Source organism: Novosphingobium aquimarinum (genome assembly GCF_009746585.1).
GTDB lineage: Bacteria > Pseudomonadota > Alphaproteobacteria > Sphingomonadales > Sphingomonadaceae > Novosphingobium > Novosphingobium aquimarinum.
This window is the reverse complement of sequence record NZ_WRPO01000025.1, coordinates 18,119-42,213: the sequence shown is the minus strand read 5'-3', so window position 1 is coordinate 42,213 and position 24,095 is coordinate 18,119. Positions and strand designations below refer to the sequence as shown.

The 24,095-nt window shown below is 63.3% G+C and carries 28 protein-coding genes; 12 read left to right on the top strand and 16 right to left on the bottom strand.

The annotated features are described in order from the left end of the window. The first annotated feature begins 59 nt into the window (after positions 1-59). Both GQO94_RS18030 and cueR read left to right on the top strand, forming a co-directional pair. Positions 60-2,438, top strand: coding sequence for a heavy metal translocating P-type ATPase (locus tag GQO94_RS18030; RefSeq protein WP_156842796.1), 2,379 nt, complete (start codon positions 60-62; stop codon positions 2,436-2,438). Beyond that, complete coding sequence (cueR, locus tag GQO94_RS18025) at positions 2,435-2,818, top strand: Cu(I)-responsive transcriptional regulator (protein WP_156842795.1); 384 nt, start codon at positions 2,435-2,437, stop codon at positions 2,816-2,818. Before GQO94_RS18030 ends, cueR begins: the two co-directional genes overlap by 4 nt. Positions 2,819-2,896: 78 nt before the next feature. On the opposite strand, the gene dksA is transcribed toward cueR, so the two are convergent. Together dksA and GQO94_RS18015 are read right to left on the bottom strand one after the other, a co-directional pair. Then, positions 2,897-3,322, bottom strand: a complete 426-nt coding sequence (gene dksA, locus GQO94_RS18020) for an RNA polymerase-binding protein DksA (protein WP_156842794.1) — start codon at positions 3,320-3,322, stop codon at positions 2,897-2,899. Positions 3,323-3,723: 401 nt separating this feature from the next. Beyond that, on the bottom strand, positions 3,724-3,918 hold the full coding sequence (locus GQO94_RS18015; protein ID WP_156842793.1) for a hypothetical protein: 195 nt from the start codon (positions 3,916-3,918) through the stop codon (positions 3,724-3,726). A 425-nt stretch (positions 3,919-4,343) separates the two neighbouring features. On the opposite strand from GQO94_RS18015, the gene GQO94_RS18010 reads away from it, so the two are divergent. Beyond that, complete coding sequence (locus GQO94_RS18010) at positions 4,344-5,126, top strand: isocitrate lyase/PEP mutase family protein (RefSeq protein ID WP_156842792.1); 783 nt, start codon at positions 4,344-4,346, stop codon at positions 5,124-5,126. Positions 5,127-5,160: 34 nt separating this feature from the next. Continuing rightward, the gene (locus tag GQO94_RS18005; RefSeq protein WP_156842791.1) at positions 5,161-5,805 is read left to right on the top strand and encodes a MarC family protein; all 645 of its coding nucleotides are present in this window, start codon (positions 5,161-5,163) and stop codon (positions 5,803-5,805) included. 132 nt (positions 5,806-5,937) lie between these two features. On the opposite strand, the gene GQO94_RS18000 is transcribed toward GQO94_RS18005, so the two are convergent. From GQO94_RS18000 to GQO94_RS17945, 12 genes are all read right to left on the bottom strand, one after another. After that, on the bottom strand, positions 5,938-6,303 hold the full coding sequence (locus tag GQO94_RS18000) for a DUF983 domain-containing protein (protein WP_198046026.1): 366 nt from the start codon (positions 6,301-6,303) through the stop codon (positions 5,938-5,940). Positions 6,304-6,462: 159 nt separating this feature from the next. Further along, positions 6,463-6,801, bottom strand: a complete 339-nt coding sequence (locus GQO94_RS17995) for a hypothetical protein (RefSeq protein ID WP_156842789.1) — start codon at positions 6,799-6,801, stop codon at positions 6,463-6,465. A 194-nt stretch (positions 6,802-6,995) separates the two neighbouring features. Further along, a complete protein-coding gene (locus GQO94_RS17990) occupies positions 6,996-7,151 on the bottom strand; it encodes a hypothetical protein (protein WP_156842788.1) in 156 nt (51 codons plus the stop codon). A 105-nt stretch (positions 7,152-7,256) separates the two neighbouring features. After that, the gene (locus GQO94_RS17985; RefSeq protein ID WP_156842787.1) at positions 7,257-7,541 is read right to left on the bottom strand and encodes a hypothetical protein; all 285 of its coding nucleotides are present in this window, start codon (positions 7,539-7,541) and stop codon (positions 7,257-7,259) included. Positions 7,542-7,741: 200 nt separating this feature from the next. Further along, a complete protein-coding gene (gene sciP / locus GQO94_RS17980) occupies positions 7,742-8,041 on the bottom strand; it encodes a CtrA inhibitor SciP (RefSeq protein ID WP_156842786.1) in 300 nt (99 codons plus the stop codon). Between the two features lie 88 nt (positions 8,042-8,129). Then, entirely contained in the window at positions 8,130-8,822 is a 693-nt protein-coding gene (rpe, locus tag GQO94_RS17975; protein WP_156842785.1) for a ribulose-phosphate 3-epimerase, read from the bottom strand. Between the two features lie 36 nt (positions 8,823-8,858). Continuing rightward, the gene (locus tag GQO94_RS17970; RefSeq protein WP_156842784.1) at positions 8,859-9,041 is read right to left on the bottom strand and encodes a DUF3008 family protein; all 183 of its coding nucleotides are present in this window, start codon (positions 9,039-9,041) and stop codon (positions 8,859-8,861) included. A gap of 175 nt (positions 9,042-9,216) precedes the next feature. Further along, positions 9,217-9,510, bottom strand: a complete 294-nt coding sequence (locus GQO94_RS17965) for a hypothetical protein (RefSeq protein ID WP_156842783.1) — start codon at positions 9,508-9,510, stop codon at positions 9,217-9,219. Continuing rightward, the gene (locus GQO94_RS17960; protein WP_156842808.1) at positions 9,497-12,757 is read right to left on the bottom strand and encodes an error-prone DNA polymerase; all 3,261 of its coding nucleotides are present in this window, start codon (positions 12,755-12,757) and stop codon (positions 9,497-9,499) included. Before GQO94_RS17960 ends, GQO94_RS17965 begins: the two co-directional genes overlap by 14 nt. Before the next feature lie 25 nt (positions 12,758-12,782). Continuing rightward, positions 12,783-14,624, bottom strand: coding sequence for a Y-family DNA polymerase (locus GQO94_RS17955; RefSeq protein WP_156842782.1), 1,842 nt, complete (start codon positions 14,622-14,624; stop codon positions 12,783-12,785). Beyond that, positions 14,524-15,318 carry an ImuA family protein gene (locus GQO94_RS17950; protein WP_232333008.1) on the bottom strand — a complete coding sequence of 265 codons (795 nt, stop codon included), beginning with the start codon at positions 15,316-15,318 and terminating at the stop codon, positions 14,524-14,526. The genes GQO94_RS17955 and GQO94_RS17950 overlap by 101 nt, the downstream gene beginning before the upstream one ends. Positions 15,319-15,399: 81 nt before the next feature. After that, entirely contained in the window at positions 15,400-16,059 is a 660-nt protein-coding gene (locus tag GQO94_RS17945) for an SOS response-associated peptidase family protein (protein ID WP_156842781.1), read from the bottom strand. A 47-nt stretch (positions 16,060-16,106) separates the two neighbouring features. Between GQO94_RS17945 and GQO94_RS17940 the strand changes: the two genes are divergently transcribed. From GQO94_RS17940 to GQO94_RS17910, 7 genes are all read left to right on the top strand, one after another. Then, positions 16,107-16,649: an SOS response-associated peptidase family protein gene (locus GQO94_RS17940; protein WP_232333007.1), complete on the top strand. Its 543-nt coding sequence runs from the start codon at positions 16,107-16,109 to the stop codon at positions 16,647-16,649. A gap of 425 nt (positions 16,650-17,074) precedes the next feature. After that, a complete protein-coding gene (locus GQO94_RS21285; protein ID WP_156842780.1) occupies positions 17,075-17,989 on the top strand; it encodes a GGDEF domain-containing protein in 915 nt (304 codons plus the stop codon). Continuing rightward, positions 17,986-18,396, top strand: a complete 411-nt coding sequence (locus GQO94_RS17930; RefSeq protein WP_156842779.1) for a hypothetical protein — start codon at positions 17,986-17,988, stop codon at positions 18,394-18,396. Before GQO94_RS21285 ends, GQO94_RS17930 begins: the two co-directional genes overlap by 4 nt. A 188-nt stretch (positions 18,397-18,584) precedes the next feature. Beyond that, complete coding sequence (locus GQO94_RS17925; RefSeq protein WP_156842778.1) at positions 18,585-18,806, top strand: hypothetical protein; 222 nt, start codon at positions 18,585-18,587, stop codon at positions 18,804-18,806. Positions 18,807-18,986: 180 nt separating this feature from the next. Next, positions 18,987-19,172, top strand: coding sequence for a hypothetical protein (locus GQO94_RS17920; protein WP_156842777.1), 186 nt, complete (start codon positions 18,987-18,989; stop codon positions 19,170-19,172). Further along, positions 19,165-19,488, top strand: a complete 324-nt coding sequence (locus GQO94_RS17915; RefSeq protein ID WP_156842805.1) for a TraR/DksA family transcriptional regulator — start codon at positions 19,165-19,167, stop codon at positions 19,486-19,488. Before GQO94_RS17920 ends, GQO94_RS17915 begins: the two co-directional genes overlap by 8 nt. A gap of 39 nt (positions 19,489-19,527) precedes the next feature. Further along, on the top strand, positions 19,528-19,971 hold the full coding sequence (locus GQO94_RS17910; protein WP_156842776.1) for a DUF1810 domain-containing protein: 444 nt from the start codon (positions 19,528-19,530) through the stop codon (positions 19,969-19,971). Between the two features lie 87 nt (positions 19,972-20,058). On the opposite strand, the gene GQO94_RS17905 is transcribed toward GQO94_RS17910, so the two are convergent. Together GQO94_RS17905 and GQO94_RS17900 are read right to left on the bottom strand one after the other, a co-directional pair. Next, on the bottom strand, positions 20,059-20,550 hold the full coding sequence (locus GQO94_RS17905; protein WP_156842775.1) for a nuclear transport factor 2 family protein: 492 nt from the start codon (positions 20,548-20,550) through the stop codon (positions 20,059-20,061). A gap of 217 nt (positions 20,551-20,767) precedes the next feature. Next, on the bottom strand, positions 20,768-21,751 hold the full coding sequence (locus tag GQO94_RS17900; protein WP_156842774.1) for a helix-turn-helix transcriptional regulator: 984 nt from the start codon (positions 21,749-21,751) through the stop codon (positions 20,768-20,770). A 343-nt stretch (positions 21,752-22,094) separates the two neighbouring features. On the opposite strand from GQO94_RS17900, the gene GQO94_RS17895 reads away from it, so the two are divergent. Further along, positions 22,095-24,095, top strand: coding sequence for a TonB-dependent receptor (locus GQO94_RS17895; RefSeq protein ID WP_198046025.1), 2,001 nt, complete (start codon positions 22,095-22,097; stop codon positions 24,093-24,095).

Sequence of the window (24,095 nt, the reverse complement as noted above, 5' to 3'; positions counted from 1 at the left end):
CAGGGCTTGACCCTCACATCATGTCAGACCCTATCTCATGGACAGCAGGAGGCTGATCCATGTCCGAACCAAACCACAACGCCCCTCATGCGCAGGCACATGCATGCTGCCACGCGTCTGCGCATGAGAAGCGGGAAGAGAAGGCAGATCTCGTGCTCGATCCGGTGTGCGGCATGCGGGTCGATCCGGCCGCCACCGCGCATCACGTCGATGAGGCGGGCCAGACCTATCATTTCTGCAGTGGTGGCTGCCGCACGCGGTTCCTTGCCGATCCTGCACGCTATCTCGAACCTCAGGGCGGGGAGACAGCCCAGGCGCCGGCCGGCTCGGTCTGGACCTGCCCGATGCATCCCGAGATACGCCAGGATCATCCCGGTGCCTGTCCGATCTGCGGGATGGCGCTGGAGCCTGCGGTCGCGGAAATGACCAGTGGACCCAGCGCGGAACTGACCGACATGACCCGGCGCTTCTGGATCGCGCTCGTCCTGGCCTTGCCGGTCTTCATTCTCGAGATGGGGTCTCACCTGTTCCCGGCCCTGCATCATCTAGTGCCGATGCGGATATCCGTCTGGGTGCAACTGGTGCTGGCTACTCCCGTCGTGCTCTGGGCTGGCGCCCCGTTCTTCGCCCGCGGCTGGGCATCGCTCCGTTCGCGCAACCTCAACATGTTCACGCTGATCGCCATGGGGACCGGCGTCGCCTGGGCCTACAGTGTGATCGCGGCCATGGCGCCCGGACTGTTCCCTTCCGCGTTTCATGCCGCAGACGGCACGGTCGCGGTCTATTTCGAGGCGGCCGCCGTTATCACGGTGCTGGTGCTGCTCGGCCAGATGCTGGAACTGCGCGCGCGCGAGCGGACGTCCGGCGCGATCAAGGCGCTGCTTGGCCTCGCGCCACGTACGGCCAGGCGCATCTTGCCCGACGGCAGCGAGGAGGAAGTGGCGATCGAGGCGATCGTCGTGGGCGACCGACTGCGCGTGCGTCCGGGTGAGAAAGTGCCGGTCGATGGTGCGGTGGAGGACGGGCGTTCCTCGCTCGACGAGGCGATGGTGACCGGGGAATCGATGCCGGTCACGAAGGCCGTGGGCGATCATGTCATCGGCGGCACGCTCAACCAGACCGGCGCGCTCGTCATTCGCGCCGAGAAGGTCGGGCACGACACGATGCTCGCCCGGATCGTGCAGATGGTCGCCGACGCGCAGCGCTCGCGCGCTCCGATTCAGCGCATGGCCGATCAGGTGGCGGGCTGGTTCGTGCCCGCGGTGCTGGCCGTTGCCGTGTTCGCCTTCGTCGCCTGGGGCATCTGGGGTCCCGAGCCACGGCTCGCCCACGGACTGGTCGCCGCTGTCGCGGTACTGATCATCGCCTGCCCCTGCGCACTGGGCCTGGCCACCCCGATGTCGATCATGGTCGGCATCGGACGCGGAGCGGGGCAAGGCGTGCTCATCAAGAATGCCGAAGCCCTCGAGCTGATGGAGAAGATCGACACGCTCGTGGTCGACAAGACGGGAACGCTGACGGAGGGCCGACCAGCCGTCACCCGCATCATCGCGACCGAAGGCCACGAGAAAGACGAGTTGCTCCGATTGGCAGCTGCAGTCGAACGCGCGTCGGAGCATCCGCTCGCCTTGGCGATTGTCGCGGAGGCGGACGAACGAGACGTGAGCATCCCGCCGGTTGCCGATTTCGACTCCCCGATCGGGAAAGGCGCGACCGGAACGGTCGAGGGCAAACGGATCCTGCTCGGCAATGCCGTCTTCCTCAACGAGGCGACTATCGAGACCGCCCATCTCGAGGCGGAAGCGGACCACCTGCGCGGGGATGGCGCGACAGCCATTTATGTTGCCATAGACAATCGGGCCGCGGGCGTGATCGCGATCGCAGACCGGGTGAAGGCGACGACAGCCGAGGCGCTTGCGGCGCTGGGGGATGAGGGCATCGAAGTGGTCATGCTGACCGGCGACAATCGCACCACGGCGCTGGCGGTCGCGCGGAGCCTCGGTATCGAGAAGGTCGAGGCCGACGTGCTGCCCGATCAGAAGAGCGCAGTGGTGGCGCGGCTGAAGCGCGAAGGACGCATCGTCGCCATGGCAGGCGATGGGGTGAACGATGCGCCGGCGCTGGCTGCCGCCGATGTCGGGATCGCCATGGGTTCGGGCACCGATGTGGCGATCGAAAGCGCGGGGATTACGCTGCTGAGGGGTGATCTCACCGGCATCGTCCGGGCGCGCCGTCTCAGTCAGGCGACGATGGCCAATATCCGCCAGAACCTGTTCTTCGCATTTTTCTACAACGCACTGGGCGTGCCGGTCGCGGCCGGAGCGCTCTACCCGCTGTTCGGCGTGTTGCTCTCGCCGATGATCGCGGCGGCGGCGATGGCGCTATCCTCCGTGAGCGTCGTCACCAACGCGCTGCGGCTCAATCGGGTGCCGCTGTGAATATCGGGGGAGCGTCGAGGGCGAGCGGGGTCTCGCAGCGCATGATCCGCCACTATGAGGCGATCGGGCTGATCCCGCCGCCGGTCCGCCGCGGCAAGTATCGCGACTATTCGGATGCCGACGTCCACCGCCTCAAATTCATCGCCAATGCCCGCGATCTAGGTTTCCCGATCGAGGAAATCCGCGCTCTGCTCCATCTTTGGGCGGATCGGGAGCGATCGAGCAGCGAGGTGAAGGCGCTGGCAATGGCCCGAGCCGACGAACTCGGCCGGAAGGCGGCGATGCTGGAAGCCATGCGGGCGACCCTACTGGAACTGGCGGAGACCTGCCATGGCGACGCGCGGCCGGACTGCCCCATCCTCGACCATCTGGCCATTTGAGCGCATATCGGCCGAAGGGCGGGCAGGGCCTGTAGCCAGGAGGGTCGCAGCGTCGGGTGTCGACGAGGGCTTTGCCGCTCACCCGTCGCTTGAGAGCCTTTCCTGACGCTCATGGCGCTCCTGGGCCTCGATCGTCATCGTCGCGATCGGGCGGGCGTCAAGCCGCCGAAGCGAGATCGGCTCGCCGGTGACCTCGCAATAGCCATATTCGCCGTCGTCGATCCTGCGCAAAGCGGCATCGATCTTGGCAATGAGCTTGCGCTGGCGATCGCGCGCTCGCAGTTCGATCGACCAACCTGCTTCGTTCGAGGCGCGATCGTTGAGGTCCGGCTCTCGCAGGGGCTCGATCTGCAAGACGTTCAGCGTTGCTTCCGATTCATTGAGAATCTGTTTTTTCCACGTGAGCAAGCGTTGCCGGAAGTATTCAAGCTGCAGCGGGTTCATAAACTCTTCCTCCGAGGACGGGCTGTAGTCCATCGGGAGTTCCACGCGGGCGCCGGTCATGACGAGATCCCACCGTATCTGGTGGAATGCGCGTACAGCGGTGGAGAAGAGAAGTGCGGCGCGCAGTGGTGCGGTTCATGCACGCTATAAGGGGCCAGGGTACTCACCATATAATCTCGTCTGTTCAGGTCAGCGGCTCGATGTGGCAGAGACCAGGCTAGCATATTTCGGCCGAGTTTTCCCGTACTTGATGCCAGACGACGCGAATGAACGATGAGCGTGGCGATGACCCGTGCATGCGGTGCGCTTCGGCACTGGCCGGCGCAGAGCCGACCACGATCAAAATCAAACCGGCCAAGGCGGATGCCAGTCTCCCGACCGAATGAGTCGGAGAAGCTCGCCTGAATCCGCAATGAGGCTGTCTCGCGGGGGCCCGCCTCGGCTTGTGCTCTGAAACCGCGCTATTCGCTTTCGAAGTCGACTGTGCCGTCGCCGCCCTGCGGGTCCTGGTCATAATCCTCGCCAGGGTTGCCGCCCCCGGCGCCGGCCCCACTTCCATGCACTTCGCCATTGGGGCCGAACCACGGACGGTGGCCAGCGTCTTCAGGGATGTCGGGCTCTACCTTGAGAGGTGTGCCGGGTTTTGGATCGGGCATCGCAGGACCTTTCACGCAAGGTCGGCGACTCCGCGCCGACCAAGCCAACTTAGCATGAACGTGCCAGATCAGGCAGAAATTGCGATCATCGGAGCATAGAGTATGGCGAACAACGTAAAAGCCACGACGATTTTGCGCCGAGCGAGCGTTTAGTAGAGACGTTTGCGGCTTCAAGCTTAGTCGATACCTTCGATATTAGCTCATGACCCTAAGCAATTAGGACAATTTGTCTGTGGTGTTTGGACAAAATGTCGTGCGCCTTGTCGTTTTGTCGCAAGAACCACCCAGAACCTCTCGCGCTGCTGTTGGCATGCAGGTTGCTTCGCGCAAAGGGTGCGCCGCGGGGTCTAAGGATGGTCGAGCTCGACGCGAGGCCGTTTGGTGAACTGTCCGCGAGATTGCCAGATTCAACCGGAGAGCGTCCGATGAACCAGAACGAGAAAGCAGTTCAGTTCGCCAGCTTGCACAAGAAGGGCGCGCCGCTCATCCTTTACAACGTCTGGGACGCGGGGAGCGCGAAGGCCGTGGCGGAGGCGGGTTCTCACGCGATCGCTACCAGCAGCAGGGCGCTTGCCGGTTCGCAGGGGTACGAGGATGGCGAGCAAGTCCCCTTCGACCTGTTTCTACGCATCATTTCACGCATAGCGGCGGCAATCGACCGCCCCGTTTCGGTCGATTTTGAAGGAGGCTTCGCCGGCAGCGACAACAGCGCGCTCGCTGCCAATTTCGGCCAGGTGCTCGACACAGGGGTGGTCGGCGTCAATTTCGAGGATCAGGTCGTCAAGTCCGATGGCCTCTACACAATCGATGAGCAGGCGGCGCGGATCCGCGCCATCCGCGCTGTGGCCGACAAGCGAGGCGTGCCGGCATTCATCAACGCGCGGACCGACCTGTTCCTCGGACCAACCGGCGAGGGCGGTGCAGCGGTCAAGGAGGCGATCGATCGTGCGAAGGCCTATGCCACAGCAGGCGCTTCGGGGTTCTTCGTTCCGGGTCTCAAGGATCCGGCTCTGATCTCTCAGGTCGTCCAGCAATCGCCGATTCCAGTCAACGTGCTCGTCATGGACGGCACGCCATCGCTGCATGAGCTGACCGTGATCGAGGTGGCCCGGATCAGCTACGGTGCTATGCCCTATTCGAAGGTGGCGGAGTTTCTGACGGGCCAAGCAAGTAACGCGATCTACGGATCGGGCCTCGTCGGGGCCTGATCCGCTCGCTGTCTCAATTCAATCGGGGGTAGGCATGAGCGAAGCAGATCTCATGAAGGCGCTAGGCGCGTTCTTCGCAATCATGAATCCCTTCGTGAATCTTCCTATCTTCCTGGCGCTGACCGCAGGGTTCTCGCAGGCCGACCAGCGGGCGCTGGCTCTCAAGATCACGGTCTATTCGTTGATCATGTGCGGCGTGATCCTGGTCGCCGGGAATGCCATCATCGGCTTCTTCGGCATCACCATCGATCAGTTCCGGTTGGCGGGCGGTGCCGTTCTCGGTCATATCGCCTGGTCCATGCTGAACGGAGCCGGGATTGCGGCCCATCAAGGCAGCACCCAGGAGCAGGCCCAGATGAACGAGCTTTCGGGGCTCGCCTTCTATCCGATGACCTTTCCCATGGTGGTTGGACCGGGAACCATAGCAACCATCATCATCTACGCCGGCCACAGCAAGGGAAGCGTCGACCTCGCGATGATCGCGGGAATCGTCGGCCTGATGCTCCTCCTGCTGTTCCTGGTCCTGTTCTTCGCAGCGCAGATCGGCAAGATGTTGAGCGAGACGATGCGTGTCATCACCACGCGCCTGATGGGGATGATCTTGCTGGCGATCTCGGTGGAGATGATCGTGGCAGGATTGACCGCGCTCCTGCCGGGCTTGGCCAGGGCAGGAGGCTAGCCCGGATGCGCCCTTTGCGTTCGCGGCGGTGCAACGAACCGGTCGTTCAAGGTCCGGAAGAGAGCTCGTCGGTGACAAGGTGTCCGAGGTTGGAGGACATCCTGTCCACCCAGCCGATCAGGAATGCCGCCGTCAGGACCGGGTTTTCTTCTGGTCGGCGGCAAAGAGCGCGCCGATCACGGCGCCTTTGATGAAGGGAAGGGCGCCGAGCGTTGCGACCAGGACAACAATCAGCATCAGCAGAAATGAGCCCCAAAGCGGAAGCATCCAGAGCGCAGGAATTGCGAGGGAAGGCGCGATCACTATGTGCCCGACCAAAAGTATCGTGAAATAGGACGCTACGTCATCGACGCGGAAGCGGCCATTGTCTGAACCGCAATCGGGGCAGATTTTTTGGACCTTCAGGTAGCCCTCGAACAGGTGCTTGCCGTCGCAATTTGGACAGTGTCGCTTCAGGCCCCTCAGGATCGATTGTTGGAAACCTTCGGGTGCGGACATCAGGACCAAGCTCGCTTTATACTGGTTTGCCGGCATCGATGTGACCCCGTTCGAGTTTCATGGTCAGCAAGCATCATGCCAACCGCACCCGGATTGACGGTCGGTGGCATTGGGCGCGCCGGTGCCGACCGGCGCGCCTGGTTCATGATGTTGGGAGGATCAGTTGGCCTTCCCGTCGCCGGTGTGCTTGTCCACCTCGGATCGGATATCGCTTGCGGCACGGCGGGCATCCGCCTTGGCGCCTGCCGCTGCGTCTTCCGCCGTCGTCTTGACATCGTGCGCGGCGTTCCGAGCGGCCGCAGCGGTATCGCTAGCGGCATCGCTGGCTGCCGCACCCATGTTGTCGAGGTGATTACCCGCATCGGAGGCGACCGCCTTGGCGTCGTTTTCGGCGGAGGTGGCAGCCGCGTCGACCTTGTCGTCGGTCTTTTGCGAGCAGGCCCCAAGCAGCAACAGTGCGGCAGACGCCGCCGTGATGGCGATGGAAGTTTTACGCATTTTCTGTAAACCCCTCAATAGTATAGAAACCCACAAGGCTAGTACCGCCTGCGAGCCCACCTCTCGAATACCGAGCCTATGTGGTGCTCGGCAGCGTTTCAAGCCCAACTGTCGAATGAGTTAGGGCCAGAAATAAGTCACTGGCCGACGTTAACTTGCGATCGGGTTCGAAGTGATTGGTCGGCCGCGATACTTCATGCCGTTAGATCAGCTACCGTGTCTTCCGGCTCGTCGAATTCGGGGTCATCATCCGGAAATTCGTCCGGACTATCCGGCTCGGCCGGACTGGGATCGTCCGGGGGAACATCTTCGGGGAAGTCGTCCGGCAATTCGGGAGGCTGGCTGGCCATCGTGGATCACTCCTATCGATCGGGATGAGTGGCGGTTTCGGTGGCGAATTGTCGGGGGAAAGGCGCAATGTCGCGGCCCCGAGGCACTCGTTCGTGACGTGACGATCATGCGGTGGAAGCATCCGGGCGAGACGCCCTGATATAGGCTTCATCTTCCTCATCGCGCCTTCCTGCCGGGCTCAAGCGCTCCCGCGCCTCCGTGACGATGGCTTCCACGAGCTCGTCGCGATCCGCATCATCGATGTCGGAAAAAGGTTCATAGTCGCGGGCATCGAGCTCCGTCCGCACGGCGTCCGTGATGTCGCATTGATCTGCGATCGCTCGATCTGCTGCAAGACGAGCAACCTCGCTTATTTCGCGAGCCATGATCGGGTTGTAATCCAGAGGCATCTGAACTCCTCGCAATCCAACAGTGGACCCGCCCCTCGAAGGAGAGACGTCGTCTGACTGCAGGATAGGCTCGGGGATGGGCAAATGCCATGGACAGTTTGTCGCGCGCCAAGGGATAAACTGTCCCTATTGCTCGCTATTTTATCGTCGAAATGCAGCCCGCACTTCGACATTTCATGATTGGTCGGCAGATCGATCACTCAGAAACGCTGCTGACGTTCGTAGAGACTTCTATAGTGCTGAACCCGGGTGACGCGCAGACCGGGCAGACCTGATCGGTCAACAGCCCTTTGCCAGGAGGCGAATTCCTCGAGGGTCAGTTGATAGCGATCGCAGGCTTCGTCGATCGTCAGGAGCCCGCCATTGACGGCTGCCACGACCTCACCTTTGCGGCGGATGACCCAACGGGTTGTCGTCGGCGGCGGAAGCGTCTCAAGCGTGAGGGGTTCGCCAAGGGGACCAATGACCTGCGCGGGTCGGAATTTCTGGTTTTCGATCATTTTTGCCAGCTACGTCTGCTTGACCCCTGACTGGGTCTCCAGATCGAGCCTAATGGATGGGCGCTTGTTTTGAGGTGAAGAAAACTGATTAATTTGGGAGGCGCTCGATCGTCTTTGCGCCCTGCTGGCGCAGAGCCTCGATGTTTTTGGCGTAGTCTGCTGGACCGCCTTTGAAGACGGCCGTTCCTGCTACCACGACGTCGGCGCCGGCCGCGATCACGCGTGGCGCGGTCGAGGGATCAATGCCTCCATCGACTTCCAGATCGATCTTGCGTCCGGTTCGCTCGAGCTTGCCCCTTATGATGTCGATCTTCCGGAGCTGAGAATCGATAAACGGCTGTCCTCCGAAGCCGGGATTGACGCTCATCACCAGTACCAGGTCCACCATGTCGAGAAGATAGTCGAGCGCGTCAGGCGGGGTGGCCGGATTGAGCGATACGCCGGCGCGCTTGCCCAATTGCTGGATGATCTGCACGGCGCGATGCACATGCGGTCCGGCTTCCAGGTGCACGGTAATCGAATCCGCTCCGGCTTCCGCGAACTTGGCCAGGAAGGGTTCGACCGGCGCGATCATGAGGTGAACGTCGAAGGGTTTGCGCGTGTATGGGCGAATTGCAGCGACGACCGCAGGTCCGATCGACAGGTTTGGCACGAAATGGCCGTCCATCACATCGATATGGATCCAGTCGGCACCCGCCGCATCGACCGCACGGACTTCCTCTCCGAGCCGCGCAAAATCCGCTGAAAGGATGGAGGCAGCGATGCGGATCGGATCGGCCATGGCTTTCTCGAATGATCAGTTGCCGCCTTGCCCGGCTCAACCCTTCTTGTCGGGTAGGCCCTTGCGGTCCGTGCTGGCGAACTCCTCGAGCTGCCTTTCGCTCATCGACTCTTCCATTTCCTTGGAAGCGCCGCGCAGTTTCGACTTGGGTTGATCTCCGCGCTTCGCGGCAAGGGCCGCGCCCGCTGCTCTTTGCTGTGCCTTCGATTTCGCCGGCATGATGATCTCCTCTTGTCAGCCGCTGTCTCAGAAACTCGTGGCAGCCCCAAGCGCTCCCCAGCGCCGGTTTTGATGGCATCCGCTATGTCTCTGGCCCTTCCTGGCAGGCTACCAAATGCGGCCGGCGAGCGCGATGCTTCTGCGGGCGCGATCCTGCGCGTCCACATGGGGTGGCTCATCCGCCGGCCCGGCCTTTCTTCCGCTTTGCGCCGGCGCTGGTCCGCACCTGTCGGACGATGCCGTTGTAAGCGGCATGGAGACCCTGACTGCGTCCAATCTCGTGATCGGAACCGGCGGCTTCCCAGAAGGCGACCAGCCAGTCGTCAGGGCAGGTGTCCCGCAGCACCCAGAGCGCGAGCGCGACGCCCCGCGTCTGGACCTTCGCTTTAACGGCGGTTGCTTCCCGCAGGACATTGAGCGCGCGTTCAATGGTCCCGGTGTGACGTGAGACCGCATCAGTGGAAGTCATGGCTGCGGATGCGCACTAATTCTTCTTGCTCCTGGATTGACCCAAAGGGCGGCGAGGTGAGCGTGCGGCCACGCGGAAAGGCTGGATCGCGTGGGTCGGGGCCGCCACCATGCGATGCTCCGTCACCCCGCCCAGGCGCCACCGAGAAGTCCATGCGGCCGATCGAACGCAGCATCGCGTCATGATCGATGATCCGGTCACAGATGATGTGGATGACCTCGCCTTCCTTCTGCAGGCGGCCGCGCATCGCGATCATCGACGCGGACATCACTTGCCGGCGGTAGATCTCGAAACGGTCGGGCCAGAGGATACCCTGCGCAACGCCGGTCTCATCCTCGATCGTGATGAACAGCACGCCTTTCGCAGATCCCGGCTTTTGTCGGACGAGGATGACGCCGGCGACCTCGACATTGCGGCCGGCTGGAATGCTGGGAAGGTCCGCACATTTGGCGATGCGCATGTCGCCGAGCTGGCTGCGCAGGAACTGCATGGGATGACCGCGCAGCGAGAGCTGCAGGGACCGATAATCCTCCACCACTTCGCGGCCCGCGGTCATCCGGGAGAGAGACACCGCTGGTTCGGTTCCTTCGGGCGAGAATCCTCCTTCCCGGGCGTCGGCGGCGGCGAACAGCGGAAGCGGCGCATCGCCCAATCCCTTGACCTTCCACAGACCCTGGCGGCGGTCCTCCGCGATGCATTGGAAGGCATCGGCTTCGGCAAGTTTCTCGATTGCAGCGCGGGGGACGCCCGCGCGCCGCCACACCTCCTCGACGCTGTCATAGGGGGCCGGTCCCCGTGCTGCCACGATCGCTGCACCGTGGATGTTGGCTAGGCCGCGCGCTTGGCGGAAACCGAGACGGACAGCCATATAGCGCCCGTTCGTCTTCTCGAGGGTGCAGTCCCAATGGCTGTGATTGATCGAGACTGGCCGGACCTCGACACCGTGCGCCCTGGCGTCGCGGACGATTTGCGCCGGCGCATAGAAACCCATGGGCTGGGCGTTGAGCAAGGCGGCGCAGAAGACGTCCGGATGATGATATTTCATCCAGCACGACGCGTAGGCGATCTTCGCGAAGGACGCGGCGTGGCTCTCGGGGAAGCCGTAGGAGCCGAAGCCCTCGATTTGCTTGAACGTCCGTTCCGCGAAGTCCTTGGGATAACCGCGCGCGACCATTCCACCGACGAGCTTGTCATAGAAGTGCGAGACGCCGCCGGTGAGTTTGAAGGTCGCCATTGCCCGGCGTAGCTGGTCGGCTTCTTGCGGAGTGAAGCCGGCGCCGACGATCGCCACTTTCATGGCCTGCTCCTGGAACAGCGGGACGCCTAGGGTCTTCTCGAGCACGGCGCGCAATTCGGGTCGGGGATATTCGGGCTTCTCCTTGCCCTCGCGGCGGCGAAGATAGGGATGCACCATGTCGCCCTGGATCGGGCCGGGACGCACGATCGCGACTTCGATCACGAGATCGTAGAATTCCTTGGGCTTCATCCGCGGCAGCATCGACATCTGCGCCCGGCTCTCGATTTGAAACACGCCGAGGGTGTCTGCGCGCTGGATCATCTTGTAGACGTCGGGATCATCGTCCTGCAGGTCGGCCATTGTGACCTTGATGCCTTTGTCCTGCTCGAGGAGATTGAAGGCGCGGTTCATACAGCCAAGCATGCCGAGCCCCAGGACATCGACCTTCATGAATTTGAGCGCGTCGATATCGTCTTTATCCCATTCGATAATCTGGCGATCTTCCATGCGGGCGGGCTCGATCGGCACGAGATCATCGAGCCGGTCCTGGGTCAGCACGAACCCGCCGGGATGCTGCGACAGATGCCGCGGCGTGCCGATCAGCTCCCGCGCCAGCTCGAGGGTGAGCTTGAGGCGATGATCCTCGGCGTTGAGGTTGAGGCTCTCGATCTGTTCGCGCGGAATGCCGTCCATCGACCAGCCCCACACCAGGCCGGTCAGCATCTTGGTCAGGTCACGCGGGAGCCCCAGTGCCTTACCGACCTCGGCGACGGCGCCGCGGGTGCGGTAGCGGGTAACGACAGCCGTCAGGGCCGAGCGGTCGCGGCCATAGGTATCGTAGATCCATTGAATGATCTCCTCTCGCCGCTCATGCTCGAAATCGACATCGATGTCTGGCGGCTCGCGCCGCTCGCCCGAGACGAACCGCTCGAAGAGCAGCTCGTGCTGGATCGGGTCGATCGAGGTGACGCCCAGCAGATAGCAGACGCAGCTGTTAGCCGCTGATCCGCGCCCCTGGCACAAGATACCGAGTCGCCGGCTTTCGGCGACGATCGAATTGACTGTCAGGAAATAGGGCGCGTAGCCGAGCTGCCCGATCAGGCCCAGTTCGTGGTCGATCTGATCGCGGTAGCGTTTGGGGACGCCGGCGGGGAACTTGGCTGCTGCGGCTTGCTCGGTCAGGCACGCGAGCGCCTCCTGCGCCGTCCGGCCCTCGATCACCTGCTCGTAAGGATACTGGTATTGGATCTCGCCGAGATCGAAGCTGCACTGCGCTGCGATGTCGGCGCTGGCCTGGATCGCGTCGGGAAAGGCAGCGAAGCGGCGTTCCATCTCCTCCGGTGACTTGAGATTGCGGTCCATGAACCGTTCCCGCCTGAACCCGAGCTCGTCGATCGTACATTTCTCGCGGATGGCGCTCACCAGATCCTGGAGCGGTCGCCGGGCCGGGCTGTGATAGAGGACATCGCCGGTGGCGACGCTGCGCACGCCAGTGGCACGCGCCAGGGCCTCGAGCCGGTGCAAGCGCTCGGCGTCGTCGGGCCGGCGGCGCAGCGAGAGAGCGCAAAACCCCCGATCGCCGAAAACCCCGTGCAGGTCCCGAAGATGATCGCGTGTGATGTCGCCCGGCATGTCAGGCAGGAGGATGCCGATCATGTCGTCGGCATGGGCGGTGACGTCGGCCCATTCCAGGATACACTTGCCCTTGCCGCCGCGCGCCTTGCCTAGGGAAAGCAGCCGTGTCAGGCGCGACCAGGCAGACCGTGTGCGGGGATAGAGGAGAAATGCCCGGCCATCGGCAAGCAGAACCCGTGCGCCAGGGATCATCCGGACATTGGTCGCCTTCTGCCCATCCCATCCGCGCACAACGCCCGCGACCGTGCCCCAGTCCGCCAGCCCCATCGCTCGGTGGCCGAGCACCGCCGCGGCCGCAAACAGCTCTTCGGGCGATGATGCGCCGCGCAGGAACGAGAAGTGGCTCGTGACCTGAAGTTCCACGTAGGTCGGGATGGGGGTCGCCATCAGCTGAGCGCTCTCACCCAAACAGACCGTGCATGTACCAGGTGAGATCGCCGGTCGGCGCTTCCACCCCGTCGCCGCGGCGAAACAGCCAGAAGCGCGCGCCCCCTTCCGCCTCGACGCGGAAATAGTCGCGCACAGCCCACATCTCCTTCGGCGATCGCCACCATTCGCCATGGATGCGTTCAGGACCGTCGCCGGCGACGACGCTGTAGCTCTGCCGCCGCCAGGTGAAGCGCCGGGGTGGATGATCGGGGAGCAGCGCGACCACGTTGGAAAGCTGTTCGGGGCGTTTCAGCAACCGCGCCGGACGTTTCCAGGCCGGCCAGCCTTTCGGCGTGGCCAGAGGTGGCACGCGCCGGATCGCACGTTCGGGCACGTCGCTTTCCAGAGACGACATGCGAAATAGGGCCGAGGCGCCCGCACGGGTGGCGAGCTGGTCGACCAGCGGCGCGAGGTCCCGCGCTTTCCTTGAGGTTTCGAGCAGTGCGCCCGCCTCCTGTGCTCCGAGCGGCTCGGACAAGGGAACGGCAAGGTGCATCGCCTCGATGCCGAGCCCCGGATCGAGCATGGCCATCTTGAGGCCGAACATGCGCTTCAGGTGCCGATCGTCCCGCGTAGCGCGCGAAGCCCCAACTGCGAGACGCTGCACCTCGCCATCGACGCGATCGGCAGAGAGCAGAACATTGCGGGCACCCAGCCCGCGCTTACGCAGCAGGAGCACGAGATCGTCGACGAGATCGCCGATCACTTGAGCTATGCTTTCGGGCGTGCCGATCGGTTCGAGCAGCCGGCGGCTTACGCTCGGCGCTTCGGTCGGCACGACGGGAATGAGCGGCTCTCCCGCAAGCCCGCGTGCCTGGTCGAGCCGTTCGACGGTCTTCAGGCCAAGTCGGCGCGCCAGCGGGCCGCGCGGCATAGGATAGAGGTCCGCGACCCTCTCCAGGCCGAACCGGGCTGCGGCGACCAGGGCTTCGGGTGCGAGGCGGAGGGCGGCGAGCGGGAGCTCCGCGATCGCCTGGGCCTCCTCGCCGCTTCCGATAAGCGTGACGGCATTTTGGCCGAACCGCGCCAGCGCGTGCGCTGCACCCGGAGTGCCGGCGACGGCGATGCGGGCGGTGAACCCGAGGCGTTTCAGAAATGCGAGCAAGCGGCGACAGAATCGCTCTTCGCCGCCGAACAGATGCGTGGTGCCGGTGAGATCGAACCAGAGACCGTCGGGCCCGGAGACGCTGGCCGACGGTGTCCATTGCCGCGCTGCGTGGAGTGCGAGCCGATCGAGGAAAACGCTGTCCGCGTCCGGTTCAGCCTCGCGCACGTCGAGGCCGGCGACCAGCGCGCGCGCATGCGCCGCTGCCATTCCGGGCAGCAGGCCAAGTTCGAGCGCGCGCGGACAGGCCGCGCTGATGACATCCTTCTGCCCATAGCGCAGGACCAGCACGGTCGGCGTTCCCCACAGCATCGCCCAGGTCGGCGCCGCGGCAAGAGCGCCGCCATGCCCGTCGTCCGACCGCAGGGTCTTGAATGGATGCCCGGCAGGCTCGCTGCGCCGGCCCATCTCGCGCATCGTCGGCCGCTGATGCGCCGGCAAAGCGTCGATATCGGACTGCGCCGGTCGACGGGCGAGATCTCCCGCGCTTTCACCGGCTCGAGCCCAACGCGCGCCAGGACGCCAGCCACCGCCACGCGGTACCGAGCAAGCCCCGGGATCGTCGTCGATCGGCCCCGACAAGCGTGACGCGGCTGTGTGGGTGGCTTCAGGCGGCGTGACTGACCGCTCGTTCCTGCGCTGGCGTTCGCCCCGGCGTAGCCGTTCGATCGCCAATTGCGGCAGGAAGAGCGAGGCGACCCTTTGCATCGCACGCCTCCAGTTCGAGTGAGAATGGGTCGCCGTTCCTTTGCCGAACCAGGTCGACCCGCCAGCGCGGCCTCCCGATTCCTGGCCACGGAAGACGTTCGGACGCGATGCAGCCTATTCGCCAGCGCGTCATTGCCGATGAAGGTGCTGCGAGCGGACAGCGCTCGCGCGACCGGTGACGGCGATACAGGAGAAGGGGGGTCTGGCCGTCCGCCGCCGCCAACTGGAGCCGGCGGGTGGCGGTCATATCAGCTGCCTTGACCTCGGCGATCACGCAGGCGAGCGAACCGTCCCGGAGCGCGTCCTCGGCCATGGCGAGGACGTCCACGTCCTTGCGACCCTGCGCGTAGAGGAGCTTTCCCGGGCCCAGGCCGACCTGTTCAAGGCCAGGCGCGTAGAGATCGAACGCTGTGACCGCCCAGAATACGTTGAAGCCGGGCTCGTCGGCGAAACGGGCGGCTATTCCCGCCGCGAAAAGGGTCGCCGCTGCGTCATCGTTCAGGCTTGCCGAGGCGGCGGCAATTTCATGGAGGGCGCCCGCATCGAGACCATGGTCAGCAAGCCGATCGTCGATCGCAGCGAGGCCGAAGCCGAGCGTCGGCCCGCGCGTTTGGCGCGCGGCCGCCAGCTCGGCGCGAAGCGCGGCGAGCATCTCGGCCGGAGGCCGAGGCAGGGCGGATGGTTGTGCGGGCATGTGTCAGCATCGACTCGTATGTTCCCTTTATGTTCCGATGAGTCATGCCAGTTCGTCAAGCGGCTTGCGATGACGGGATCATCAGAGCGCCAAGGCTGACTGGTCCGGCTCGTTTGCAGGGGGCCAGACCTGGGTGACAGTCAGCGCCCCCGCGGGAAGGTAGTGGAGGACGTCTTCGGCGGGCACCTCGGGATTGAGCCAATTCGCCCATTGGTCGCGGGCAAGCGGGATGATCTGTCGATGATGATAGGGTTTGATGTCGTCGCCGGCGTCCATCGTCAGCAGCGTAAAGGCTTCGCCGACCTTTGGATCGTGACGCCAGATCCCGGCCATGCAAAACCACCTGTGATCCTTCATCGTAAACAGCCACTTGTCGAGCCGCTTGTCCTTGGGACGTGGTACGACCGGGTCTGTGAATTCGTAGAAGCCGTCGCACAGCACCAGGCAACGGTTCGTGCTGAGGTCGGGCGGCTTGCCGCCAAAGCCTTCGGTCCTGAAATTATAGACGGGCCCCTGCTTTCCCGGCCAGCTCCAGCGGCGATCGACCAGTTCGCCGACCGCGCGGTAATTCCCGGGTGGCCGCTCGACAGCGCGCACGATCGGGGCGATGTCGGTCATCTTGATGTCGGCGCGAAGGTTGTCCTCGGGCACGCCTTCGGGCGTCTCGATGTTGATTTCGAGATCGTCGAAATCTTCCATGATAGAGGCGATGTCCACCTCGAGGCGATAATCGTTACACATGGAATCCGTCCGACTCCTTCGTCTTGCGACTCAAATCCGTTCGCTGTATGTTCTACACCATGAACGTCTCCGCGACACCGTTCGATTCCGATGCCTCGGGCGACAGCCTGCGGCCGATCATACGCTATAAACCGGGCAACCCGGGCAAGGCTGAGATGATCAACGCGCGCTGGGGTTCCAACCCCCGCTTCACCGACGGCGTCGAATTCCGGTTCGTTCGGTCGGAGGGAAAGACATTTCCGGCGCATCGATGCCTGGTGCCAGCCTCCGAATTCCAGATGACGGTGGGGGAGAAACGCTTCCGCGTGAAATTGGATGATGGAAATTTCTTCTATCTCGCTGGTGTCTGGGAGCCGGCAATGGGCGAATGGCCGCTGGCGTTCCGGATCATCACCGTTGCGGCAAATCCTGAAGTCTCGCGGTATCAGGACCGGCACGGAGCGGTCATCCTTCGCCGGCAGGTGAAGGACTGGCTCGACGGCCAAGTGCCGGAGATGGACATTCTGGTCACGCCGCCGGCACACACCTTCGACGTTGAAGAAATCAGCTCCGGCAGACGAAAGCCGGTCCAGCAATCTCTCGCCATTTGAGGCGCCTGATCCTCAATCTTCGCTAGAGCCGGCGAAGGCTGCCCTGTGGAGCGCCGGAAATTGGCGGGGCCAGGAATGCGCAAAATCCACGCGGTTAATCCGTTACGGATCGATTTTCATGGCAAGCGCGCGCCGCTTTCTTGCATTTCTTAAGCAATTTCGCCTAGTTTGCCCCCAGCCGTGGAGACATGGTCGGAGGCGTGGAAACCTTCTTAGAGTTAGAGCCGGTCAAGCTTCTTGACCGGGTGGCGGACGCGTATGTCCAAGGCCACCCGGCCCAAAGGCGTCCGCGCCTGAACTAACTCTCAGGTTTCCAACACCCGGTTCCGGGGGCCGGCACGTCTCCGAACAGGGGACGTGCCGCCGGCTGGGCATCTCCCAATCAACCATCGAACTGGAAGATTAGCAACGAGTAGGGACAGTACGTGAACAGCCATTTGCCGGTTGGACGACTTGCTCAAGCATTGGAATCCATGTCGCGAGAGAGCGCCTGGTTTGCCATTGTGACGACGACTGCTCTCCTGACCTGGGCAAACGGAAGGTTCGCGGATGCCGGCCTCGCGCCGCTCTACATACCCGTGATCTGCGCGGCGTGCTGGTCGCTGGGTGAGCGCGCAGGTTACTTCGTCGCGCTGGTCTGCGCGGTCACGGCGATCATGCCGCATCTTCCCTTGTCGGATTCTTCGCCCCTGGCTCTTGGCGTCAGGGTGACCGTTCGGGTTGCAACCTACCTGTTCGCCGCTGGCACGATCGCGAGCTTCCGGCGCTCCTTCGATCGACAGCGTCACCTCGCCCTGCGGGATCGAATGACCGGGGCGCTCAATGGCGAAACTTTTCAGGCCTTCCTTAAGGAGACACTCGGCACGGCGCGCGAGGACCAAGGGACCCTGCTGCTCGCCATTCTCGACCTCGACGATTTCAAGGCGATCAACAACGAGCACGGGCATGCCGCTGGGGATACGGTCCTTCGCACCTTCGCCCGCGGCGCGAGAGAACTCGTGCGACGGGATGATGCGTTCGGCCGGATAGGGGGCGATGAGTTCGTTCTCCTCCTTCGCGTCCGACCGGCCGAGGCTGGGGAGAGCTTCGCGCGAACACTGCATGGAAGAGTGTCGGCCGTCCTTGCAGCGGGAGAATATCCCGTCACCTGCAGCATGGGTGCCCTGATCATCCGGCCTGACAACGCGCAGAACGCGGCCTCGCTGATGAACGCGGTCGACCAGATCATGTACCGGGCCAAGCGGGGCGGCAAGAACGCGGTCGAAATCGGGTGGGCTGAGCACGCCCAAGGGCTTCAAACGAGGGAACTGCCATTCAATACCCGTGAGCAGACCGCGTGACAGAACAGGATCCTGCTCTCGAGCATGCCATCAAACTAATGGCGGAAGCGCTCCGGATTCTGGATCAATATGGGCTCAATGTCGCTGCGGCGCATCTTCAGCGCGCGCATGATGTGGCGGCAGCATCGGTTCCGGCGTCGGCCGAGGAGCACAGCGAGGGGGCAAAATCCGCGGACCGCCTGTCGCTCGATCGAACCACGATACTGGCGCTGGGAGGCACATTCGCCGTCATCGCCGCGGTGCTTGGGCGCGCCAACATCATTCCGATGCGTGAACTTGCGGACATTCTGGCCATCTATGCGACGACGACATCGGAGACCGACAATCCACAAGGTCTCCTGATCGCATGCTGGGCGGGCATTTTGCGCGAAGCCGCCGAAGTTGGAGAAAGGGATAGGGGGGAGTAGATATACGGCATCCTCGTCCGGCGCCCGGGTAGCTGCCGACGAGAGGAGCGGGAATCCGGGGTGGGACGGATTCCCGCTCAACAAACTCCATACGGACGTTGAGTGCGGGGAAGCCGAGAACGGGCTGCTTGCCGGCTCTCACCTCTCATCAATGGGATTGAAGCGGGCAGGGGAAATAGAGGTGCGACATGATGCATTTTACCGAGCGCGTGCTGACCGATGAGTTGGCCGAGGCAAAGTGCCTTCTTCAGCGAGCGTTGGCGATCCTCGACGCGCACGACGAACACGCCGCGGCCTATTGCGTCTGCGATGGTCTCGAGCGGCTGATCGGAGCTCCGAGCACAATCGAGCAATGGTATATGATGACGGGACGAGATCCGACGGGAGAACCCCTGGACGGTTCGGACTGATGTCAGGCGCCATGATCGCGATGTGCGACCTGGAGAGGAATGCAGAAGGCGACAAAAAAGGGCGACACCACTTGGATGCCGCCCTGACGAAGTTGGAGGCTTCGAACTTTCATTCTGTGCCCCTCGGGTCGCGACGAGTCGTTACCATGGCGAGACGAATTGATATTGTAGGAAACCGACATGATCGGTTTCACCTGGTGGTTCCAGTGGCCGATTTGGCCGGTCATGCCCGCCCTGTTCGGCGCGTCGATTGAACCGACTCTGGACCTTCGTAGTGTTTCGGTAGTCGCGCCGTGCGCGATGACCTATGTACATGCGTTCAGAGCTTCCGCCGGGAAGTGTTTGGAGTGGAATCGTGATGCTTGACGTTGCTGCAGCAAAGACGCGCCTTACCGCCCAGCTTACCGACCTGCAGTCTCGGCGGGCGGGTCTGGCCGATACCCTGCTGGAGCCGCTCAGCCCCGACCTATCCGAACAAGCCGTCGAATTGGAGGATGATGATCCTCTCGGTGGCCAGATCGTGGTCATCGACAGGGAAATAGCCGCGACCGAAGCCGCCTTGGCACGTGTCGATGACGGCACATATGGCGAATGCGTTCGTTGTGGAAATGACATCGCGCCCAAGCGGTTGGAGGTTCAACCTGAGGCGGCGCTTTGCATCGAATGCGCCAGCCAGGCCTGAGAGCAGGCGCCTTCGATCAGCGAGCCAGCACGTTCTGACATGCCCGACGAAACCTCCCTCGACCGTTTTGTCGAAGCGCAGACGCTCGGCTATCCCGGCGCCCTCGCCGAAATTCGTCGTGGCGCCAAGCGCTCGCATTGGATGTGGTATATCTTTCCACAACTGGCCGGGCTGGGCCAGAGTACGACCGCGCGACATTTCGCCATCCGATCGCTCGACGAAGCTCGGGCCTATCTGGATCATCCGGTGCTGGGCGCGCGCTATCGCGAGTGCGTGACCGCGCTTCAGGATCTGTCGATCAGCGATCCGGTGGCGGTCTTTGGCGAGACGGATGCGGTGAAACTGCGTTCATCGCTAACCCTGTTCGAAGCGGCGCTCGAGCATCCGCTTTTCTCCGCAGCGCTCGCCCGCTGGTTCGGCGGAGATCGCGACGCGCGCACCTTGTCGCTGTTGACTGGCCAGCAGAAGAAACGACCGGGCTAAATTCCCTGATAAAGTGCTTAATGTTCCCTTCTGGTCGGCGACATTCCTGGGACAGGGCTACGTGCCAGCCATTTCGATTGGAGCAAATCAGGGGCGCGAGATGATGGTGGCTTGCCGTGCCGTGAGTTTCCAACGCCCGTCGACGAGCTTCCAAAGGTCTGTAAAGCGGCGGTGCGTCTCGCGCGCGGAGACCGCGTCCTCAGTCTTGGGCACGACGATCTCCTCACCCATCAGGAGCACCATGTCCCCTCTCAATCCGGCATAGTCGATGACCCGATCGTAGCGCGTGTAGCTGATCTGACCGGCGGCGCTGCGCTGCCCGGTTGCCCCGCGCACGGAGACGCCGTTCTGAGGATTGTTGACCGCCAGGTCATCGGCAAGCAGCGCAATGAATGCGGCGTGATCGTCGCGGACCGCGGCGCGATCGATTTCGTCTACGGCAGCCAGTGCGCCGGCAATTCGATCGTCCCTGACGGCCAACGCGACGTCTGGATTGCCGGCCTTCCAGGCTGCAGCCGCGGGCTCGGAAAGAAGCAATCCGGTCACCAGCAGGCATAGAACCGATCGCCGAACAGTCATGGCCCTTATCCTTGATCCCTGAGTGGGAAGGTTTGCCACGAGGCAATTGCGGGAAACAAGGCTCTTCCGCCAGTCTTCTGGCGAACCGAAAGAATTGCAAAGCGCCTGCACCCTACCATCCTGTCTCGGGCGAGCCTCGACGATGGGTTCCTGACATGAATGACCACTTGAGTTTGGTGGGGATCGACCGAGTGCGACACGGCGCTGGCCATGCCCTTCAGCTATCGTGTCGCTCGGCCGAGGGAGGCTGTCCGAAATGGCGTCGATAGGCGGCCGTGAAAGCCGCGGCGCTGTTGAAGCCGACACGATAGCCCGCTTCCGCTATTGCGAGCTTGTGGTCGAAGATCAGCGATCGGCCCATTTCCAGACGCCTCTGGCGGACATAGCCGAAAATGGTCGTTCCGAAGGCCGCCTTGAAGTTGGCCTGAAGCGTCGTGACGTTGACCCCCAGCTCCCTGGCGAGATCGAGCACCTTGGGCGGGCTGACGAGCGACCGATCGAGAATTTCTCGTGCGTGGCAGATGCGGGCGAACTGACGCTCGCCGAGCGATCGAATGAGGTCATTTTCTGCGCGCAGCATCGAGCCCACTTCGACCATGAAGCGTAGGGCCTGGGACTCGCGGTGGAGCGCGCGCAGCGCGCCGGCGTAGGGTTCGTGAAGCGTGGCCTCCGCGATGTCGAGGATCTTCTCCGACCTGGGAAGGAGTGCGCTGTGGAGCCCCGGCTCGATGAAACTGCGCAAGGGACCGAGACCATCGTCAACCGCATCCTGGAAGCGATCGAGGAATTCGGGCTTTATCGATATGCCGAATGCCCGCGTGCGCTGCCCGGCGCGCCAAGGGCGCATGCAGGTCATGGGCTCGCCATAACCGACGATCGAGACGCGGCCGAGTTCATGCCCGATCGGCGCGTGACCGGCGACTTCCAGCGGCGCCCCCCAACCGTCGAGCAGGACGGCGCAGCCGACCGACCGCTCCATCTCGACATCGAGCTGATGGTCGGCCGTGTAAGTGAGATCGAATCCGGAGATCAGCAGGCCCGGCTGCACTTCCTCGGCAAGCAGCGTGCCGGACATCGAGGGCAGGTCGATATCGGGGCAGGTGTCCGTCAGATAATTGACCGCGATCGAGCGTTCGGCAGCCTCTCGCACCAGATCCGAGATCGAAAACTCGCCCTCCATGATGGGGGAATGCAAGCCCATCAACGGCCCCGAGAAACGAGGCGCGAACGATCCGGCATGCCTTTGGAGGCTGCCAGGCGCTCGGCTGGTGGAGGGCGGATCGCCAAGACGACTCACTTTCTGCGATAGATTTTTGAGCTTTCACGATAGCCGACCCGGTCGCCGCGCACCACCATCGTTGCTAATAAAAGTCATTCGCAAATAGTATGTGACTGGCTGCGATGGACCGGCGCGCGGTTCGTTGGGTGCTGACCCAGGCTGAAGAATGTCAGAGACTGGCCTGATCTCCCATCGGCGCCGTGCGCCACAAGATGGGGGCTTAACGAGAATGCGGACAAAGACACTCCTGGGAACGGGCTCAGCCATGCTTGCCCTGCTGCAGGCGGGCGCGGCCTGGGCAGCCGAGGCCGAACAGGCACCGGGGAGTGTCGACGACATCGTCGTGACAGCCGAAAGGGCGAACCGCACGCTGCGCGAAACGTCATCGAGCGTCGACGTCTCGACACGCGAGGACATCGAGCGCAAGTCCGGCGTCTACTCGGCCAACGACCTGCTCGACCGAATTCCGAACATCCTGTCGATCGAGCCGGGCAACGACCTTCCCGCCGTGCGCGGTGTCGATGGCACGGGGCCTGGCGGCGGCGCAACGGCCTTCTTCGCCGGTGCCCGCCCACGGCTCAGTTTCCAGGTCGATGGCCGGACCTTGAGCGCCAACGAGGCGACGTTCGGCGACACCAGCCTCTGGGATGTGCAACAGGTCGAGGTCTATCGCGGTCCGCAGAGCACGCTGCTCGGCCGCAACGCCATCGCCGGCGTCGTCGCGATCAAGTCGGCCGAGCCCACGTTCGACTGGCACGGCGCGGCGCGCGCTATCGTCGGCAACCGGGACGAGGTGCAGTTGTCGGGCGCGATCGGCGGCCCGATCGCCAGCGACGTGCTCGCATTCCGCCTGAGCGCCGACTGGCAGAAGAGCCAGGATTTCGTCGCTTTCGCGCCCTATCCTGGCACCGATAATCCGGGTCGCTACGATACAAAGACCTTTCGCGGCAAGCTGCTGTTCACGCCCTCGAGCGCGATCCACTCGCTGCTGACGGTCTCTTATCAGGATGGCCGGGCACCGCAGTCGAACTGGGTGAAGCGCCCGTTCGAAGACATGATTTCCTTCGATGGCGGTCTGCAGCAACCCGTGTTCCGCGAGAGGACCACCACCGGCATCTCGGATACGACCTTCGAGCTCAGCGACACGCTCAGTCTGCAGCTTCTCCTCTCCGCGACCGACTTCCGCGTGGACCGCTATGCGCCGGCGACGCAGGGCATCTCGCGGATCGACGGTACCGAATATGTAGCGCAGCCGCTCCTGCGCTACACCTCGCCCGACAAGCGCCTCTCCGGCTTCATCGCGGCCTATGTCTTCCGCGCGCGCCAAAACGAGAGCAACGACTTGTTCGGCGGCGGCGCCTATCGCGACAAGACCGATACCGCCGCGGTGTTCGGCGAGGTGACGGTCAAGCCTACCGACGCGCTCTCGATCATCCTCGGCGCCCGCTACGAGGAGGAAAAGCGCGACCGTGTCGGTGCGACCGGGCCGATCGTCACCAACTACCAGAAGACCTTCAAGGAGTTCCTGCCCAAGGCGACCGTATCGCTCGACGTCGCGCCTCAGGTGACGATCGGCGTGACGGCTGGCCGCGGCTACAATGCCGGCAGCTCCAGCGTCACCCTGGCATTTCCGTTCACCGCCTACACCTACAAGCCCGAATATGTCTGGACCTACGAGGGGTTCGTCCGCGCAGGGCTAGGCCACGACATCTCCTTCACCGGCAACGTCTTCTACAGCCGCTACAAGGACATGCAGCTCCCCTATTACCTCTCGGCGCTGTCGGTCGAGATCCGCAACGCGGATCGGGTGACCACCTACGGCGCAGAGATGGGGCTTGCCTGGCGCCCATCACCGAAGAACGAGCTGTTTGCGAACGTCGGCCTGCTGGACAGCAAGATCAACCGCTATCCCGCCTCGGGCGCGGAGGGCAACAAGCTGCCTCGCGCGCCCGCATTCAGCCTCGCGGCAGGGTTCAACGTCTCGCCTGACGGCAAGTTCGAGCTGGGCGCGGACGTCCGTTATACGAGTTCCTACGAGTCCGACGTGCTGAACGATCCGGGCGCGCGGATCAGCCCCTATGCGGTGGTCAACGGCCGTATCGCCTACAATATCGGGCCGGCGCGCCTCTTCTTCAGCGTTCGGAACCTGTTGAACAGCTTCAAGACCACGCAGGTCGGGATTCTCGTCCCGGGCGTTCCGGCGTTCGACTATGCCGTGGTGCTGCCGCCGCGCAAGATCAGCGCCGGCGTCGAGCTGCGCTTCTAG

What these genes read in the sequence shown, in the direction of transcription:
- GQO94_RS17990 (WP_156842788.1), bottom strand. Translation starts at nt 7,151, where the DNA reads ATGGCCAGCCAGCCTCCCGAATTGCCGGACGACTTCCCCGAAGATGTT.
- GQO94_RS17920 (WP_156842777.1), top strand. Translation starts at nt 18,987, where the DNA reads ATGATCGGTTTCACCTGGTGGTTCCAGTGGCCGATTTGGCCGGTCATG.
- sciP (WP_156842786.1), bottom strand. Translation starts at nt 8,041, where the DNA reads ATGATCGAAAACCAGAAATTCCGACCCGCGCAGGTCATTGGTCCCCTT.
- dksA (WP_156842794.1), bottom strand. Translation starts at nt 3,322, where the DNA reads ATGACCGGCGCCCGCGTGGAACTCCCGATGGACTACAGCCCGTCCTCG.
- GQO94_RS17915 (WP_156842805.1), top strand. Translation starts at nt 19,165, where the DNA reads ATGCTTGACGTTGCTGCAGCAAAGACGCGCCTTACCGCCCAGCTTACC.
- GQO94_RS17895 (WP_198046025.1), top strand. Translation starts at nt 22,095, where the DNA reads ATGCTTGCCCTGCTGCAGGCGGGCGCGGCCTGGGCAGCCGAGGCCGAA.
- GQO94_RS17910 (WP_156842776.1), top strand. Translation starts at nt 19,528, where the DNA reads ATGCCCGACGAAACCTCCCTCGACCGTTTTGTCGAAGCGCAGACGCTC.
- GQO94_RS17905 (WP_156842775.1), bottom strand. Translation starts at nt 20,550, where the DNA reads ATGACTGTTCGGCGATCGGTTCTATGCCTGCTGGTGACCGGATTGCTT.
- GQO94_RS17970 (WP_156842784.1), bottom strand. Translation starts at nt 9,041, where the DNA reads ATGCCGGCGAAATCGAAGGCACAGCAAAGAGCAGCGGGCGCGGCCCTT.
- GQO94_RS17955 (WP_156842782.1), bottom strand. Translation starts at nt 14,624, where the DNA reads ATGCAAAGGGTCGCCTCGCTCTTCCTGCCGCAATTGGCGATCGAACGG.
- GQO94_RS17965 (WP_156842783.1), bottom strand. Translation starts at nt 9,510, where the DNA reads ATGACTTCCACTGATGCGGTCTCACGTCACACCGGGACCATTGAACGC.
- GQO94_RS18005 (WP_156842791.1), top strand. Translation starts at nt 5,161, where the DNA reads ATGAGCGAAGCAGATCTCATGAAGGCGCTAGGCGCGTTCTTCGCAATC.
- GQO94_RS18010 (WP_156842792.1), top strand. Translation starts at nt 4,344, where the DNA reads ATGAACCAGAACGAGAAAGCAGTTCAGTTCGCCAGCTTGCACAAGAAG.
- GQO94_RS17985 (WP_156842787.1), bottom strand. Translation starts at nt 7,541, where the DNA reads ATGCCTCTGGATTACAACCCGATCATGGCTCGCGAAATAAGCGAGGTT.
- GQO94_RS17900 (WP_156842774.1), bottom strand. Translation starts at nt 21,751, where the DNA reads ATGGGCTTGCATTCCCCCATCATGGAGGGCGAGTTTTCGATCTCGGAT.
- GQO94_RS17925 (WP_156842778.1), top strand. Translation starts at nt 18,585, where the DNA reads ATGATGCATTTTACCGAGCGCGTGCTGACCGATGAGTTGGCCGAGGCA.
- GQO94_RS18030 (WP_156842796.1), top strand. Translation starts at nt 60, where the DNA reads ATGTCCGAACCAAACCACAACGCCCCTCATGCGCAGGCACATGCATGC.
- GQO94_RS18015 (WP_156842793.1), bottom strand. Translation starts at nt 3,918, where the DNA reads ATGCCCGATCCAAAACCCGGCACACCTCTCAAGGTAGAGCCCGACATC.
- GQO94_RS18000 (WP_198046026.1), bottom strand. Translation starts at nt 6,303, where the DNA reads ATGTCCGCACCCGAAGGTTTCCAACAATCGATCCTGAGGGGCCTGAAG.
- GQO94_RS17950 (WP_232333008.1), bottom strand. Translation starts at nt 15,318, where the DNA reads ATGCCCGCACAACCATCCGCCCTGCCTCGGCCTCCGGCCGAGATGCTC.
- GQO94_RS17940 (WP_232333007.1), top strand. Translation starts at nt 16,107, where the DNA reads ATGTTCTACACCATGAACGTCTCCGCGACACCGTTCGATTCCGATGCC.
- GQO94_RS17995 (WP_156842789.1), bottom strand. Translation starts at nt 6,801, where the DNA reads ATGCGTAAAACTTCCATCGCCATCACGGCGGCGTCTGCCGCACTGTTG.
- rpe (WP_156842785.1), bottom strand. Translation starts at nt 8,822, where the DNA reads ATGGCCGATCCGATCCGCATCGCTGCCTCCATCCTTTCAGCGGATTTT.
- GQO94_RS17945 (WP_156842781.1), bottom strand. Translation starts at nt 16,059, where the DNA reads ATGTGTAACGATTATCGCCTCGAGGTGGACATCGCCTCTATCATGGAA.